This window comes from Flavobacterium gillisiae, from assembly GCF_900107635.1.
In the GTDB taxonomy this organism is placed as follows: domain Bacteria; phylum Bacteroidota; class Bacteroidia; order Flavobacteriales; family Flavobacteriaceae; genus Flavobacterium; species Flavobacterium gillisiae.
On the sequence record NZ_FNRD01000001.1, the window covers coordinates 74634 to 90984 of the forward strand.

Annotated in this window: 21 protein-coding genes and 1 riboswitch; of the genes, 8 read left to right on the plus strand and 13 right to left on the minus strand. The window is 35.2% G+C overall.

What is annotated here, in order from left to right; translation table 11 throughout:
• Window positions 1-38: 38 nt before the first annotated feature.
• Window positions 39-458: a Rieske (2Fe-2S) protein gene (locus BLV35_RS00345; RefSeq protein WP_091083029.1), complete on the minus strand. Its 420-nt coding sequence runs from the start codon at window positions 456-458 to the stop codon at window positions 39-41.
• 163 nt (window positions 459-621) lie between these two features.
• Here BLV35_RS00345 and greA point away from each other — a divergent pair, with 163 nt between their 5' ends.
• From greA to BLV35_RS00365, 4 genes are all read left to right on the plus strand, one after another.
• Window positions 622-1098 carry a transcription elongation factor GreA gene (gene greA / locus BLV35_RS00350; RefSeq protein ID WP_091083031.1) on the plus strand — a complete coding sequence of 159 codons (477 nt, stop codon included), beginning with the start codon at window positions 622-624 and terminating at the stop codon, window positions 1096-1098.
• 162 nt (window positions 1099-1260) lie between these two features.
• Window positions 1261-1650, plus strand: coding sequence for an HIT family protein (locus BLV35_RS00355; RefSeq protein ID WP_091083035.1), 390 nt, complete (start codon window positions 1261-1263; stop codon window positions 1648-1650).
• An 89-nt stretch (window positions 1651-1739) separates the two neighbouring features.
• The gene (locus tag BLV35_RS00360) at window positions 1740-2198 is read left to right on the plus strand and encodes a transglutaminase domain-containing protein (protein WP_091083038.1); all 459 of its coding nucleotides are present in this window, start codon (window positions 1740-1742) and stop codon (window positions 2196-2198) included.
• On the plus strand, window positions 2191-2901 hold the full coding sequence (locus BLV35_RS00365) for a hypothetical protein (RefSeq protein WP_091083041.1): 711 nt from the start codon (window positions 2191-2193) through the stop codon (window positions 2899-2901). The genes BLV35_RS00360 and BLV35_RS00365 overlap by 8 nt, the downstream gene beginning before the upstream one ends.
• Here BLV35_RS00365 and BLV35_RS00370 read toward each other — a convergent pair whose 3' ends face one another.
• Complete coding sequence (locus BLV35_RS00370) at window positions 2902-4047, minus strand: sensor histidine kinase (RefSeq protein ID WP_091083045.1); 1146 nt, start codon at window positions 4045-4047, stop codon at window positions 2902-2904. It lies immediately after the preceding gene.
• A 187-nt stretch (window positions 4048-4234) separates the two neighbouring features.
• Between BLV35_RS00370 and BLV35_RS00375 the strand changes: the two genes are divergently transcribed.
• Window positions 4235-5116 (plus strand): flavin reductase family protein, encoded by an 882-nt coding sequence (locus tag BLV35_RS00375; protein ID WP_091083048.1) that lies wholly within the window; start codon window positions 4235-4237, stop codon window positions 5114-5116.
• Between the two features lie 21 nt (window positions 5117-5137).
• Complete coding sequence (locus BLV35_RS00380) at window positions 5138-5509, plus strand: DUF3127 domain-containing protein (RefSeq protein WP_091083051.1); 372 nt, start codon at window positions 5138-5140, stop codon at window positions 5507-5509.
• 60 nt (window positions 5510-5569) lie between these two features.
• On the opposite strand, the gene BLV35_RS00385 is transcribed toward BLV35_RS00380, so the two are convergent.
• Complete coding sequence (locus BLV35_RS00385; protein ID WP_245711989.1) at window positions 5570-6301, minus strand: phosphatase PAP2 family protein; 732 nt, start codon at window positions 6299-6301, stop codon at window positions 5570-5572.
• 69 nt (window positions 6302-6370) lie between these two features.
• Here BLV35_RS00385 and aat point away from each other — a divergent pair, with 69 nt between their 5' ends.
• Entirely contained in the window at window positions 6371-7015 is a 645-nt protein-coding gene (gene aat / locus BLV35_RS00390; RefSeq protein ID WP_091083054.1) for a leucyl/phenylalanyl-tRNA--protein transferase, read from the plus strand.
• Entirely contained in the window at window positions 7012-7806 is a 795-nt protein-coding gene (locus BLV35_RS00395; protein WP_091083058.1) for an MOSC domain-containing protein, read from the plus strand. The genes aat and BLV35_RS00395 overlap by 4 nt, the downstream gene beginning before the upstream one ends.
• Here BLV35_RS00395 and BLV35_RS00400 read toward each other — a convergent pair.
• The 10 genes from BLV35_RS00400 to BLV35_RS00445 form a co-directional block, all read right to left on the minus strand.
• Window positions 7803-8513, minus strand: a complete 711-nt coding sequence (locus tag BLV35_RS00400; protein WP_091083061.1) for a HesA/MoeB/ThiF family protein — start codon at window positions 8511-8513, stop codon at window positions 7803-7805. The two genes, BLV35_RS00395 and BLV35_RS00400, sit on opposite strands and share 4 nt — an antisense overlap.
• 189 nt (window positions 8514-8702) lie before the next feature.
• The gene (thiH, locus tag BLV35_RS00405; RefSeq protein ID WP_091083065.1) at window positions 8703-9815 is read right to left on the minus strand and encodes a 2-iminoacetate synthase ThiH; all 1113 of its coding nucleotides are present in this window, start codon (window positions 9813-9815) and stop codon (window positions 8703-8705) included.
• 63 nt (window positions 9816-9878) lie between these two features.
• Window positions 9879-10256: a GxxExxY protein gene (locus tag BLV35_RS00410; protein WP_091083069.1), complete on the minus strand. Its 378-nt coding sequence runs from the start codon at window positions 10254-10256 to the stop codon at window positions 9879-9881.
• A gap of 138 nt (window positions 10257-10394) precedes the next feature.
• The gene (locus BLV35_RS00415; protein ID WP_091083072.1) at window positions 10395-11171 is read right to left on the minus strand and encodes a thiazole synthase; all 777 of its coding nucleotides are present in this window, start codon (window positions 11169-11171) and stop codon (window positions 10395-10397) included.
• On the minus strand, window positions 11152-11790 hold the full coding sequence (locus BLV35_RS00420) for a thiamine phosphate synthase (protein WP_091083074.1): 639 nt from the start codon (window positions 11788-11790) through the stop codon (window positions 11152-11154). Before BLV35_RS00420 ends, BLV35_RS00415 begins: the two co-directional genes overlap by 20 nt.
• Window positions 11783-12538 carry a hydroxymethylpyrimidine/phosphomethylpyrimidine kinase gene (locus tag BLV35_RS00425; RefSeq protein ID WP_091083075.1) on the minus strand — a complete coding sequence of 252 codons (756 nt, stop codon included), beginning with the start codon at window positions 12536-12538 and terminating at the stop codon, window positions 11783-11785. The genes BLV35_RS00420 and BLV35_RS00425 overlap by 8 nt, the downstream gene beginning before the upstream one ends.
• Window positions 12511-13110, minus strand: a complete 600-nt coding sequence (locus BLV35_RS00430) for a thiamine phosphate synthase (protein ID WP_091083078.1) — start codon at window positions 13108-13110, stop codon at window positions 12511-12513. Before BLV35_RS00430 ends, BLV35_RS00425 begins: the two co-directional genes overlap by 28 nt.
• Window positions 13111-13193: 83 nt before the next feature.
• Window positions 13194-15017: a phosphomethylpyrimidine synthase ThiC gene (gene thiC, locus BLV35_RS00435; RefSeq protein WP_091083081.1), complete on the minus strand. Its 1824-nt coding sequence runs from the start codon at window positions 15015-15017 to the stop codon at window positions 13194-13196.
• A gap of 231 nt (window positions 15018-15248) precedes the next feature.
• Window positions 15249-15455 (minus strand): sulfur carrier protein ThiS, encoded by a 207-nt coding sequence (thiS, locus tag BLV35_RS00440; protein WP_091083085.1) that lies wholly within the window; start codon window positions 15453-15455, stop codon window positions 15249-15251.
• Window positions 15456-15520: 65 nt separating this feature from the next.
• Window positions 15521-15617: riboswitch (TPP riboswitch) on the minus strand.
• Between the two features lie 114 nt (window positions 15618-15731).
• Complete coding sequence (locus BLV35_RS00445) at window positions 15732-16292, minus strand: DNA-3-methyladenine glycosylase I (protein WP_091083088.1); 561 nt, start codon at window positions 16290-16292, stop codon at window positions 15732-15734.
• Between the last annotated feature and the right edge of the window lie 59 nt (window positions 16293-16351).

Below are 16351 nucleotides of genomic sequence, written 5' to 3' on the forward strand. Positions count from 1 at the left end.
AAGGCCTGAAAGCGTTTGCTTTCAGGCCTTTTATGGTTTTAATTATAAACTCGCAAAACATTTCCATTAACTTCAACTCGATATTGTTTTAAAGGATATTGTAATCCAGTTTGACTTAAACCGGTAAACAAGCTGTATTCTGTGCTGTCGCATGGACAAACTACGTTAATGCCTTTTAGGGTCATAGTAGAACAAGAGCTTAAGGCTTGGTTAGGACAAGCAGCGTCGAAAGCATTGTAGCCACTTCCAGTATTGAAAATATAGATGCCTTTGACTCCTACGCCGGAATAATAGACTGCATTACTTGGATATTGAAGGTTAGAATAGGCAGGCAAATTCATATTGATATCTATGGTAAATGTATAGTTTGGTAAATAGGGGTTTTTATTGTTAAAACCACTGTCGCTACAGGCAAAGAAGAGGGGTAATAGTACGAGTAGAATAAGGTATTTTTTCATTATTTAAAATAATTTGAAAGTATTAGCGAAACAAATTTAATTTATTTAACTTTGAATTAAATATGATTAACATTTAATTATAGACTTAAAAAAATAAAAGTATCTTTGAGAAAAGAAATCCCGTCCTGATGGGATTTTTTCTATTTACATAAACGATGAAACTATGAGCGCAATATCTTACTATACGGCAGAAGGATTAAAGAAATTGAGAGAGGAATTAGATTATTTGAAAAGTGTGATGCGCCCAAAAGCATCTGCAGATATAGCTGAAGCAAGAGATAAAGGTGATTTATCTGAGAATGCAGAGTACGATGCTGCAAAAGAAGCACAAGGAATGTTAGAGATGAGAATTGCTAAGTTAGAAGAAGTTCACTCTAATGCGCGACTAATTGATGAAACGCATCTTGATGTTTCTAAGGTTTTGGTTTTATCTAACGTAAAAATCAAGAACCAATCTAACGGAATGGAATTGAAATATAGACTTGTTGCTGAAAGTGAAGCCGATTTGAAAACTGGAAAAATATCAGTTACTTCCCCTATTGGAAAAGGATTACTAGGTAAAAAAGTAGGTGATATAGCCGAAATTACAGTGCCAAATGGTGTGTTGCAATTTGAAATCATGGAGATTTCCCGTGATTAAGGAAGTGGTCAGTGTTCAGTTTGTAGTGTTCAGTATTCAGTATTCAGCAATCAGTATTCAGTCAGTGATAAACAGTTATAATTAAACAACAATCTACTTCCGCATCGACTCCCCCTCCTTCGGAGGGGGCAGGGGGGAGGAATTTAATAAAGCCTTAAAAAAATGAGTTCAATATTCACTAAAATCGTAAACGGAGAAATTCCTTGTTATAAAATAGCGGAAGACGATAATTATTTAGCTTTTTTGGATGTAAATCCAAATGCAAAAGGGCATACGCTTTGCGTCCCGAAGTTTGAAGTCGATAAGATTTTTGATATGGATGAAGCCCATTATTTGGGGTTAATGCACTTTGCAAGAAAAGTGGCTATAGCATTAGAAAAGACAGTTCCTTGCAAAAGGGTAGGGATGGCCGTCGTAGGACTGGAAGTTCCTCATGCACATGTTCATTTGATTCCATTGAACGAGATGGATGAAATGCGTTTTCAAAATAAAGTCTCTTTAAGTAAGGAAGAATTTGAGGCATTGGCTACCAGCATTCAAAATAATTTATAATTCAAAGAACACGGATTTCACAAAGTAACACCAATTTTATATTGAGTGTACAGTAGTGAAATCCGTGTTTTTTTTATGGAACAATTCAAATGAAAAATCTGTTTTTAGTTTTGTCTGTCTTTTTTTCGATTTTGATTTACGGTCAAGCCAATGTTGGATATACTTTGATTGATAAAAAAATAGCTGCTATTCCTGCCAGCTCAACTGCTTCTACTGAAGCAATCGCAAATTACATAAACTCTAATTTTAAAACAGAAAACGAGAAAATCCGCGCCGCTTTTTACTGGACGGCCTCGAATATCAGTTATGATGTTCCCAATATGCTTAAGCAAAATTATAGTCTAAGCGCGCAACAGAAAATCGAAAACACCTTAAAGACAAAAAAGGGAGTGTGTATTCATTACGCAGAAGTCTTTAATGAGATTTCAAATAAGTTGGGGATAAAATGTTATATAATTGAAGGGTACACAAAACAAGACGGAAAGGTCGCCACTTTATCTCATGCTTGGTGTGCGGCTAAAATTGACAATATAATGGTATTTGTTTGATCCTACTTGGGGATCAGGATATGTTAATAAGGGAGTTTTTACTAAAAGAATAAATAATTCGTATTTTAAAGTTCAGCCAGCGCAGTTAATCACTTCCCATATGCCTTTTGATTATCTGTGGCAATTTTTAAATTCCCCTATCAATAGCAAAGAATTTTTTGAGGGTAAAACAAAGGGTAGCGATGCAAGTAAGTATTTTGATTTCGAAAAAGAAATAGAAAAATATGACTCTTTATCAGAAGTTGATAAGGCATTTGAATCTTCAGAACGAATTGAGAAAAATGGATTGACTAATAATCTAATTATCACGCAATACAAATACAAGAGAGAGTCTTTCACCATTTATACTCAGAATAAAAACATTGAAAAATTAAATACTTTATATTCTGATTACAACGAAGCGATTACGTTTCTAAATGATTTTATTGTTTTTAGGTTTAAAAAAATGAAGCCGGAACAGTCTGATGAACAGCTAAAAAGCATGATTCAGAATGTGAAAGATAGGTTCAAAAAATGTGAAACTGACGCTTATAAGGTTGGAATTGTTGGGAGTGAAAATACTGGTAGCCTATCTAATTTGAAAAGACTAATAGCTACTTCATTAATACAAACTGAAGAAGAATCCCAGTTCTTAAATGAATACTTAGGTAAGAACTCACTTGGAAGAAGAATGATGCTAAGCAATTTTAAAAAACGAGATTGATTATTTTAGTTTATACGAAATTTGCATTGTTGTGCCCTTTCCTATTTCAGAACGGGAAACTTTAATCGACCCTTTGTGGTATTCTTCCACAATCCTCTTTGTCAAAGATAATCCTAGTCCCCAACCTCTTTTTTTAGTGGTAAAGCCTGGTTCAAAGACTCTTTTGAATTGGCTTTTCTGAATTCCGCTCCCGCTATCAGTCACACTTATTTTTACGGAGTCGTGGTCTTGTTCTATTTTTAAAGCCAGTTTTCCTCTTCCTTTCATGGCGTCAATGGCATTTTTAACTAGATTTTCAATGGTCCAACTGTGTAAGGTTGGGTTGAGCATGATGAGAATGGGTGATTTCGGGCCTTCGAAAGTGAATTCAATTTGTTTCGAAAATCGGGATTGAAGGTAGTTGTAGGATTGCAATGTCTCCTCTACGATGTCTTTTTTTTCTAGAATGGGTTCAGACCCAATTTTTGAAAAACGATCTGTAATCGTTTGCAATCGTTCAATATCTTTTTCAATTTCCATCGTTGTTGATTCATCCACATTTTCCGATTTCAATATTTCGACCCATCCTATTAAAGAAGAAAGTGGCGTGCCTATTTGATGCGCTGTTTCTTTTGCCATTCCCGCCCAAAGTTTATTTTGAGTTGCTATTTTCGTACTTCGATAAAAATAGTAGACTAAGGCAGAAAATAAAACAATAATGAGTAATAAGGCGATGGGATAATATTTCAGTTTATTCAATAATGCCGAATTTCCGTAGTACAGCTTTTGAAATTTTCCAGGATCATACTCAATTACAATAGGATCATTTTCATTTTTTAAATCTGATAAAAACGCAGTCGCTCTGGTATTGTCTTCTACAATTACTTCGTCGATATTAACGGTATTGATGATGCTATCATTTTCGGTAAGGATAATGGGGATTGAAGTGTTGTTACTGAAAATTTGAAGAGGGAGTTCAACATCAGTATTTTCTCCTGCATTAATAAGTGTTTTTTGAGCTTTTGCCCAAAGGTTCATTTTTAAACGCTCTTCATTTTTGAATATTTGAAAAAAGGTATAGGTATTCCAAAGAATCAGTGAAATTATCAAAAATGAAACAAAAATAATAATCCAACGAGTCGTGTTTTTTCTTTCAGAAAACTGCATAAACGAGATTTTGAGGTATAAATATAACGAAATATAAACACTATTATTTTAGTTCTCAATACAAAGAAAAAAAAATATTTTATGGGAATGTTTTTTGGGATTAAATAAGAGGACGCTCTCTTTTTAAACTTAAACCAATTACTTACTTTTGTAAATCGAGGAACTAATTAAGTGAAAATAAAATAGTATGATTAGCATTGATCCAAAAAGTATAGAAACAGCTAAGTTGCAAGGATATCTTCAAGGTTCTGTAGGACCTAGGCCCATTGCTTTTGCAAGCACCATCGATAAAAATGGAAATCCAAATGTATCTCCTTTCAGCTTTTTTAATGTTTTTAGCGCGAATCCGCCTATTCTTGTTTTCTCTCCAGCAAGACGCGTGCGCGATAATTCGGTTAAACACACTTTAATTAATTGTGAAGCAACAGGAGAAGTGGTTATTAATGTCGTGAATTTTGATATGGTACAGCAAACGTCTCTTGCAAGCACAGAATATGCTGATGGTGTAAATGAGTTTTTAAAATCAGGATTAACGCAAGTTCCTTCTGATGTCGTAAAGCCATTTCGCGTAAAGGAGTCACCTGTACAATTTGAGTGTAAAGTGAATCAGATAATTCCATTAGGAAGTGAAGGTGGAGCTGGAAATTTAATCCTTTGTGAAGTGGTACGAATTCATATTAACGAAGCGGTTTTAGATGCTAACGGGGCGATTGATCAGTATAAAATTGATCTAGTTTCCAGGTTAGGTGGTAATTGGTATTCGCGATCCAATCAAGGTTTGTTTGAGGTGCCTAAGCCTTTATCGACGCTTGGAATTGGAGTAGATGTAATTCCGCGTCACGTTAAGGAAAGCCATATTTTTGATGGGAATGATTTAGGTAAATTAGGAAACATAGAAGCCTTGCCTACCCCAGAAGAAGTTAGTATATTTGTAAAACAGAATTTTTCTGTGAAAGGAGTTTTAAGCTCTGATGATCAGGATAAGCTACATTTAGAGGCTAAAAAATATCTAGATGAAGACGATGTTCTTACCGCATGGAAAGTACTTCTGGCCCAAAAACAAGAGTAAATAACAATTAAAATAACGAAGATGGAAGTTACAGGAAAAATTAAAGTTGTTAATCCGGAACAACAAATTAGTGCCGCGTTTAAAAAGAGAGAATTAGTTGTTACAACAGAAGAGCAATATCCTCAACATATTATGATTGAGTTTACTCAAGATAAATGTGATTTATTAAACAACTATGCAGTTGGTGAGCCAGTAAAGGTTTCAATCAATTTAAGAGGTAGAGAATGGGTTAATCCACAAGGAGAAACTAAATATTTCAATAGCATACAAGGATGGAGAATTGAGAAAGCAGGAGTTGAGCCTCAAGCGCCTTCAGCGCCTATGCCTACTGCTCAAACTTTTGCTCCGGCAACAAACTTAAATGAAGACGAACCAGATGATTTGCCTTTTTAATTTATAGTACAGCATAGAAAAAGCCTTGATTTAATCAAGGCTTTTTTGTTTTATATAAGTTTAGAAATTGGGTTGTATAAGAATTCCTAAACCGTTAGTTTTTCCGAATTGGGGATATACAAACGCTGAGCTGCTTTTCTTTCGGCCAAATTTAATGGACTGGAAAGGATTGTAATTAGAGACTATAATTCCGGAAAGCAATCCAATTCCGGCTCCTGCTAATACATCAGATGAATAATGCTTGTTATTTGCAATTCGTAAGATTCCTGTAGTTGTTGCAAATATAAAACCACTACTAGCGTACCAAAAATTGGAATCTTTATATTCTTGAAATAACAATGCTGCATTGGTAAAGGCAATGGCAGTATGCCCCGAAGGAAAACTAAGATTGTTTGATGCATCCGGTCTTTCCTCTTTTACTAAATTTTTAGTGATTTGTACAACGGCTAACGTTAAAGAATTAGCAATAACAATATCGACTGTTTGGTGTAAAACTGTATTTTTAGGTTGGAACCCAATGTATCTTCCAGCGTATATTTGAGCCACTGGAACCAAAGGCGTAAAGTTGTCTATTTTAGAATTAAACCCAATTCCAAAAAAAGCATTTGATTTTTCTTGGATACTATTATTTTGACTAGAATTTAATAGGAAGATACCACCGGTCAAAACAGCTGCTGGTACAATAAAGTTCTTATAAGATAGTTTTTTATTGATTGCTAAACTATCAATTTTTTGACCGTACATTTGTGAAATAAACAGCACTAAAAGAAAAAGGGTTGATAATTTTTTCATTTTTAAAATATTCAAAATAAATAAGTTGTTTCAAATTTAGTAGTTAGTTTTATATTTAAGTTTAAAATCATGTTTTATTTATCTCAAGAGTTGTTTTTTCCTCCAGTTTCTGAAACTAAGTCGCATGGTATCGTTGCCCTTGGAGGAGACTTGTCTTCGGAGCGTCTTCAATTAGCTTATAAAAGCGGTATTTTTCCTTGGTTTGAAGATGGAGAGCCCATTACCTGGTGGTCGCCTAATCCGCGAATGGTTTTGTTTCTAGATGAGTTAGTAATTTCTAAAAGTATGCGAAATATCCTAAATAGAAATACTTTTACCATAACATTCAATCAAAATTTTAGAGATGTAATGGCTCACTGTCAGCAAATAAAACGTGATGGACAAAACGGAACTTGGATTACTAATGATATGATTGAGGCGTATTGTAAACTCAACGAATTAGGTATAGCAAAGTCAATCGAAGTTTGGCAAAATGACGAATTAGTAGGTGGGTTGTATGGCATTGATTTAGGTCATGTTTTCTGTGGCGAAAGCATGTTCTCAAAAGTTTCGAATGCTTCTAAAGTTGCATTTATTACCTTAGTAAAATACTTGCAGCAAAATGATTACAAACTGTTAGATTGCCAAGTCTATAACCCACATCTAGAAAGTTTAGGATGCCGCGAAATTGATAGAATCGATTTTATGGAATTATTAAAAAAAGACCAATCATGAAAAGTACTCATATTGTAAAGGAGTTGTTTGTTTATCCAATAAAAAGCCTTGCTGGTATAAGTGTTCAAAGTGCAAAAGCGGAAGAAATGGGTTTTGAATACGACCGAAGATGGATGCTCATTGACGGAGAAAATCAGTTAATAACACAACGAGAACACCCAGTTTTAAGTCAGTTTTATCCAAAAATAATTGATGATAAAATTGAAGTTACAAATCTTGGAAAAACACATTCCTTTTATATAGATGAAAGTCTTGCAAATCTTATTGCTGTTACTGTTTGGGATGATGAGTCCATCGTAGTTGAAGTAAACAAATCTTCATCTGAATGGTTTAGTAACCAACTAGGTTTTACATGTAAATTGGTGAAAATTATAAATAACGGCGATAGAAAACATAAAAGTACAAAACTCAATACAACGTTTAATGTAAGTTTAGCCGATGGTTATCCGTATTTATTAGTGGGAAGTGAAAGTTTAAATAATTTAAATGAAAAACTGAAAGACAAAATAGGTATAGAAAGATTTCGCCCAAATATCGTAATTTCAAGTACAACTGCGCATGAAGAGGATTCTTTTGACCAATTTCAAATTGGAAAAGTACATTTTCAAAATGTAAAACCTTGTGGTCGATGTATCATGGTAAATAATAACCCAGAAACAAGTCGGATTACAAAAGAACCTTTACGTACTTTAAACACCTATAGAACAGTAAATAACTCGATATTGTTTGGTGTAAATATTGTTTGTCAAAATCCAGGAATAATAACTGTTGGAGATGTTTTAGAGTTTTAAAAATTCAGTTTGGTAAAACTCCAATCTAAAGTTTTAAATAAAACCAATTCATTTCTTAAACTTGGCAACCCAATAATTAGTTTCAAAGTTTCATGTGCCATCATCGTGCCAATCATTCCTGGTAAAGTCCCTAGGACGCCATTAAAACTACAATTAGGCACATCTTTAGGATTAGGCGGTTCCGGAAATAAATCGCGTAAATTTTTACTTCCTTGATGGTTAAAAACGGCAAGCTGCCCTTCAAAACCTAGAATACTTCCATAAACCAATGTTTTACTCAAAGCCACACAAGTATCATTAACCAAGTAACGCGTCCCAAAATTATCGGAACCATCAACCACAATATCAAATTGAGAAATGATATAGGACGCATTTTCAATGGTCAGCTTCTCTTCAAAAGCCAAAACTTCAATCAATGGATTTAATTTTTCGACTGCGGCTTTTGCAGTTATAGCTTTTGGCAAACCCACTTGGTCTTCAGTGTATAAAATTTGACGGTGTAGGTTATGAATTTCGATAAGATCAAAATCAATAATACCAATTGTTCCCACGCCTGCCGTACTGATATATTGCAAAACAGGGCAGCTCAAACCGCCAGCACCAATTACAAGTACCTTGGCACTTTTTAATTTTGCTTGTCCTTCATCACCAATCTCGGGTAAAATAACTTGTCTATTGTAACGTAAAAAATCTTGTATAACGCTCATGTTTATGTCTTAATAAATAGTTGGTTAGTCCTTAGTGAAAAAGTCCTTAAGTATATAGTTCTTAGTGAATGGACTTAAGTAATTAGTGTGTTTTTTAGTTTTCTTATCGCGGTTTTATTCAATCATATGTCACTACGACCGCTGTCACCAACGATCTGCAATCAAAAATCGTTAATCAAAAATCAAAAATCATTTGTAGTTCTTGTCCCAATCCTTCCAAACCGGTTCATATCCATTCTTGGTAATAATATCAGCAATCTCCGATACGGAGCGCTCGTCGCTAATTTCAAATTGTTCCAGTGATTGTGGATCGACCACATAGCCACCAGGATTTGTTTTTGAACCCGCACTCATACTTGTCGTTCCAATAGGAATAATGTTGTTTCTGAATTTCTCGTTTTCCCGAGTCGAAATTGAAATTTCTAAATCTTCATTCCAAAGACGGTACGCACAAATGAGTTGGGTCAAATCTTTATCATCCATAATAAAGTTAGGAGGAACCGTTCCTTCGGCAGGTCGTAATCTCGGGAAGGAAACGGAGTACTTTGTTTGCCAATAGGCTTTTTGTAAATAATCTAGATGTAAGGCATTAAAAAAACTATCGGTACGCCAGTCTTCTAATCCAAGTAAAACACCCAATCCTATTTTGTGAATACCGGCTTTCCCAATCCTGTCTGGAGTGTCTAACCGAAAATCAAAATTGGACTTCTTCCCTTTCGTATGGTATTTTTTGTATACTTCCTGATGATAGGTTTCTTGATATACCAACACTGAATAAACTCCCACTTCATGCAAACGTTCGTATTCTTCTTGTGAAAGCGGTTGCACTTCAATAGAAATTGTTGAAAAATCATTTTTTATGACCTCGATTGCATTCAGGAAATAATTGATATTCACCGTATAATTTGCTTCTCCAGCAACTAATAAAACATGATCAAAACCCAAGTATTTCAAAGCGGCCACTTCTTGTTCAATCTCTGAATCCATCAAAGTCTTGCGTTTAATTTTGTTATCCAAACTAAAACCGCAATAGGTACAAATGTTCTGGCATTCGTTACTTAAGTACAAAGGCGCATACATCTGAATGGTTTTGCCAAAACGCTTCTTAGTCAGTTCATGGCATTCTTGCGCCATTTGTTCTAAATAAGGTTGTGCGGCAGGTGAAATCAATACTAAAAAGTCATCTAGATTTCTTTTGGATTTAGCCAGTACTTGCTCAACTTGCTTTGAAGTACTAGCGTAAATTTTTGATTGGATTTCGTCCCAATTATATTTTTCGAAAGTAGATTTGAATGTTGTCATTTTGTTTTTTATATACTGTATTTTTTTGTTGCACGCAGATTTTACAGATTTACGCAGATTTTTTTATAGCTTATTTGCTACTCGTTTAATGTCCTTTAAAATTGTTACTGTGTTAAAATTGACAAGTATCCCAAGTCTTTTATCAGTTAGTTTTAAATAATTTGTAATTTGTTTATAATGAATAGGTGCTAAGTCTTCGACAGATTTTAATTCAATGATTACTTTGTTTTCAACTAATAAATCAATTCTAAAAGCAACATCTAAAATGATGTCTTCGTAAGGGATATTGATTTCTAGTTGTCTATCAACTTTTAATTCCATTTTAGTTAATTCATAATATAATGCACTTTCATAAACAGATTCAAATAAACCTGGTCCGAGTGTATTGTAAACCTTAAAAATAGCACCTCTGATTTTGAATGATATGTCGTTTTCGGTCATTTTTAAAAATTTATATTTTATTAAAAGTACTGATTCCCTACCAAATAATTTTTGTTATTTTTTTTAAAGTATTAAATATCAATATATTATTTTTCAACCTGCTAGAATTTTTTTAATCTGCGTGCTAATAAAAATATTTTACATCGTTAAAAACGCCGTCAACGGACTAGAAGCCATGGCGTGTTTATACTGTTGTCCTAATCTTGCTTCATACGCTTTTCGTCCTGCAATTACTGCTTCCTTAAAAGCTTCGGCCATTAATCTCGGATTTCCAGCAACGGCAATCGCTGTGTTCACTAGAACAGCATCTGCACCTAATTCCATTGCTTTTGCTGCGTCTGATGGTGCTCCAATTCCCGCATCGATGATTACAGGAACTTTGCTTTGTTCGATAATAATCTCAAGGAAATCAATTGTTTTTAATCCTTTATTACTCCCTATTGGCGAACCCAAAGGCATCACAGCCGCAGTTCCTACATCTTCTAATCGTTTACACAAAACAGGATCCGCATGAATGTAGGGTAAAACAATAAAACCAAGTTTAGCCAATTCTTCGGTCGCTCTCAAAGTTTCAATTGCGTCAGGCATTAAATATCTTGGATCAGGATGGATTTCGAGTTTTAACCAATTGGTTTCCAAAGCTTCTCTGGCGAGTTGCGCTGCAAAAATGGCCTCTTTCGCATTTCTAGCTCCTGAAGTATTGGGTAATAAATTGATATTTGGATGCTTTAAGTGAGATAAAATAGCATCAGTGTCTGTTTCAAGGTCAATCCGCTTGAGGGCGACAGTCACTAATTCACTTCCTGAAGCTAAAATTGCCTCCTCCATTTGCTGATTAGAACCAAATTTCCCTGTTCCTAAAAACAAACGAGAATGCAATATCTTATCGCCTATTTTAAACAATGATGCTTCCATGTAAGTCATTTTTTAGTTGTTTGATTGTTTTTTTCTTGTTTGTTGCTTGAGTGATTAAGCCTGAAACGGCAATCCCATAAATTCCAGTTTGTAGTATCTGCTCCACATCGTCTAATGTGATTCCACCTATTGCATAAACGGGTGTTGTGAGTCCGTTTTCTTGCATTTTTTCCATGATTGTACGATAGCCTTCAAGACCTAATATTGGACTCAGATTCCCCTTGGTTGTAGTGAATTTAAAAGGACCTAAACCAATATAATCACAGCCATTTTGAATGTGATTTTGAATGTCTTCGAATGTATTTGCTGTAGCTCCAATAATTTTGGTGTCTCCTAGAATAGTTCGGGCTTCACTGATAGACATATCGTCTATCCCAAGGTGTACACCATCGGCTGCAATTTGCTGTGCGAGATAGACATTATCATTAATAATAAAATTTGCCAAATATTCTTCGCAGAGTATTTTTACGGTTTCCGCCAAAGTAAATGCATCATCCGAAAAATGATTTTTAAACCGAACTTGAACCCATTTACATCCGTTGTCTAAAGCTTGATGAATATTATTCAATTGCTCGTCAACAGTGTTTCCTTGGGAAATGTATTGTAATTTGTTAAACATAATGATACCCTAGTTTTGTGTGGTTAGATAGTAAGTAGTTTTCAATATAGATTTTAGCATTCTTGCAAGCAGTAAGTATATTTTGATCTAAAGCGATATTAGCAACTATTGAAGCCGATAGTACGCAGCCAGAACCGTGTTTTTCAAAAGCCAAAACGTTTGTTGGTTTAAGTCTAAAAAAGCGGTCTTCTATATGTAAATAATCAATGCCGATCGCTACAGGATTATGTCCTCCTTTTAGTAATACACTGCAGTATTGCGAAAGATTTTCTGCAATTTTATCAGCAGTTGCTGATGACGTGGCTAATTTTACAATCTCATTATAGTTCGGTGTAATCAAATCTACTTGTTGGAGGATTTCAGTTAAAAGAACTTGGTTTTCGGTAGCTAGAAAATCAAACCCAGTTGAGGATTTCAAAATAGTGTCCCAAATAATTGTTGTTTCTGGCGAAAGACTTTTTATTATAGAAACTAGCTCATTTAAGTAGTGTAAAGAAGGAACGATTCCAATTTTTACTGCCTTTATTGTATAATTTGCAAATAGTTTTTCTACCGATTCTAAAACAAAGTTAAGGTCAGTCCATTCTATTTTAGCAAACTCATTTTCTGTTTGAATTGTGTTTGCCGTGATGATGGCAAAGCCATAAACCTGATGCTGTTCAAATGTTTTACAATCTGCCAAAACACCTGCTCCTCCAGAAGGATCAAAGCCAGCGATGCTTAGCACGAAAGGGCGATTTTTTGACATATTTTAAAATTTTCTATTGAGTTGTTTTGATTCCATATTGTTCCTAAAAGCGCCACGTCATGAAAGCCATTTGTTAATATGAATTTTATGTTTTCATCGGAAATTCCGCCTAAAGCAATGAGCTTTGTTGTATGATTTGTTCTTTTATTTATTTGCTCGAATAAGTCGGTTTTGGGTTTGTAGTTTTGTTTCGAAATACTTTCGTAAACTGGACTCAAAAAAGCATAGTCGAAATCATTTTGCAAATCATTGAAATCATCAATAGAGTGTACCGAAGTCGATAAGATTAACCCCGATTCTTTATATCTTTTTAATTCAGATTCTTTTTGAGTAATTCTACTACTTTCCATAAAATGAATGCGATGAATTCCTAAGGCTTTCGCTAAATGATGGTGACTTTGTAAAACCAATTGTTTTCTATATTCCAATCCAATAGCAGTAACAAAAGACTGTATTTCTTCTGCAGTAAAATCTGGTTTCCGAACATGAAACAGTTCCATTCCTTCTTGAAAAAGAGAATTAATAAGGTTAATTTCATTTGGTTCCGATATTGGACTGGATATAATTATCATATTTTTGAGTTTGAGAGAAGAGAGAATATAGACGCTATCAATTCATGAAGTCTATTCTCTATATTCTTTGTTCTATTTTCTTATTAACTATAAATCTCTTTTCCTTGTTCGATAAACTCTTCTGATTTTTCTTTCATGCCTTTTTCAGCTTCGGCGACATCACGAATTTCTTGTGATATTTTCATCGAGCAGAATTTAGGTCCGCACATAGAACAAAAATGAGCCACTTTAGCACCTTCTGCGGGAAGTGTTTCATCGTGAAACTCTCTAGCGGTATCTGGATCTAATGATAAATTAAATTGATCATTCCAGCGGAATTCAAAACGTGCTTTACTCAAAGCATTGTCACGGTATTGAGAACCTGGATGCCCTTTGGCTAAATCGGCAGCGTGGGCAGCAATTTTATAAGTGATAACACCGTCTTTTACATCTTTTTTGTTGGGTAAGCCAAGATGTTCTTTTGGAGTTACATAGCATAACATCGCGCAACCATACCAACCAATCATGGCGGCACCAATCGCTGAAGTAATGTGATCGTAACCTGGAGCAATGTCTGTCGTTAGTGGACCAAGAGTGTAAAAAGGTGCTTCGTTGCAATGTTCTAATTGTTTCTCCATATTTTCCTTAATCATGTGCATCGGTACATGTCCTGGACCTTCTATGAATACTTGTACATCGTGTTTCCAAGCAATTTTGGCTAGTTCACCTAAAGTTTCTAGTTCAGCAAATTGCGCGGCATCATTGGCATCAGCAATAGAACCTGGACGCAAACCATCTCCAAGGGAGAAAGCCACATCGTACTGTTTCATGATTTCGCAAATGTCTTCAAAATGAGTGTAAAGAAAGTTCTCTTTGTGATGAAACAAACACCATTTTGCCATGATAGACCCTCCACGAGATACGATTCCCGTAACTCGTTCCGCAGTTAAATGAATGTAACGCAATAGGACTCCTGCATGAATAGTGAAATAAGAAACTCCTTGTTCTGCTTGCTCGATCAAAGTATCTCGGAAAACTTCCCATGTTAAATCCTCAGCGATTCCGTTTACTTTTTCTAATGCTTGATAAATAGGAACTGTTCCAATAGGTACTGGGGAATTACGGATAATCCATTCTCTAGTTTCGTGAATATTTTTACCTGTAGATAAATCCATGATTGTATCAGCTCCCCAGCGGCAGGCCCAAACTGATTTTTCTACTTCTTCCTCTATTGTTGAGGTTACGGCACTATTCCCGATGTTGGCATTTATTTTTACTAAGAAATTACGCCCTACGATCATCGGTTCACTTTCAGGATGGTTGATGTTATTTGGTATTATGGCGCGACCAATAGCTACTTCGTTACGTACAAATTCTGGAGTGATTTTACTTTTAGGCGTGTTGGCTCCCCAGCTGTGCCCAGGATGTTGGCATTGCATGGCTTTGGTTTGGGTGTCTAGTTGTTCAATACGTTGGTTTTCACGAATCGCAATGTATTCCATTTCGGGAGTGATGATGCCTTGTTTTGCGTAGAATAACTGCGAAACATTAGCTCCTTTTTTGGCACGCATCGGTTTGTGTAAATACTCGAAACGCAATTCGTCTAGCTTTTTGTTATTCAGGCGTTCTTTTCCGTAATCAGAGCTAATTTCTGTTAGTTCTTCCACATCATTACGGTCCAGTATCCATTGCTCGCGGATGCGAGGTAATCCTTTTCTAATGTCGATTTCGATATCAGGATCTGTAAATGGCCCAGAAGTGTCATAGATGGTTATTGGCGGGTTTTTTTCTATTCGTCCGTTAGACATCTTGGTGTCGGCAAGTGAGATTTCGCGCATCGCGACTTTTATCGGGTGGAGTGTACCATCGATATATACTTTTTTAGAATTAGGGAAGGGGGTTCTAGATATTTTTTCTTCGTTTGTCATTTTGTTAGGTCTTAAGGTTGTAAAGTTTCTTTGTGTTTGTATTTGGCATTGCCATTGAAATTGTTATTGCCATTTTTTTTTTCTGCTAGGGATAGTAATGAAAAGCCCGTAAAGTGATAAACTGATAAAAACAAGGAGCAAGAAAGCGACCGTAGGAAGCTCTTGTTGCGACTGTGTTTTTAGAGTTTATAACTGCGGACTTGAAATGGATAGCCCGCCCGAGCAGCCTAATTAGCCTCCTTGGGTTGCAGAAATAATTAAAATTTCGTCAGAATGGGATAGGGGTTGGTCGTTCCAGTTGGATTTTGGAATAACGGTATTGTTGATTGCAACGGCAATGCCGGTTTGTTTTTGGGGAAATTCAATATCGAGCAGTTCTTGAATGCTTAGGGCATCTGCTTGAAATTGTTTGATTTGGTTGTTGATTTTTAGTTCCATTCCTGATGAATTTAGTATATTGTTATACTTTAGGAATGGCTACAAAGTGCCCAAAATGGGACTACGGAAGTCATCTTACTTTTCCCTACGCTAGTATGAACTAGATCAGGTTCAGAGGGTAATTCTCAGCCTACAAAGTTGTAGACACCCCTAAAGTGTGCCACAAATGTAAGGGTTTTTTTAGTTTGAAGATTTTTTTTTCGAGTTAAATTTTTGTCGTCAAACAGTAATTTTTGTGAAATCATCCATTCTTGAGAGAAGAATAGCATGTGAAAATTAACTCCTTTTCCAGCAACTTTCCACGTGGTCATTGACAATTCCGGTGGCTTGCATAAAGGCATACATAACGGTAGAACCGACAAATTTAAAGCCTCTTTTTTTTAAATCTTTACTTATTTTATCAGAAAGTGGGGTAGTAGCAGGGACGTCTTTCAGGGTTTTTGGATTGTTGATGAGCGGTTTTTCATCTGTGAATTTCCAAATATATTTAGAGAAAGAACCAAATTCTTGTTGCACTTTCATAAAAGCAATGGCGTTAGAAACGGCAGAACGTACTTTTAGTTTATTGCGAATAATCCCTGCATCTTGAAGTAGTTCTTGTACTTTTTCTTCAGTATAGGTGGCTATTATTTTGTAATCAAACTGATCAAAGGCAGTTCTAAAGTTTTCTCTTTTGTTTAAGATCGTAATCCAACTCAATCCTGCTTGAAAGGTTTCTAGAATTAAAAACTCAAATAAGGTAGCGTCATCATAAACTGGAGTTCCCCATTCTTGATCGTGGTATTCTTTGTAAAGTTCACTAGATTGACACCAAGCACATCTTGATTTAGTTTCCATAATTTAGAGTTTAGAAATTCAAATATAAAAGAAAAATCCCATTTCAAATTACTTCGAAA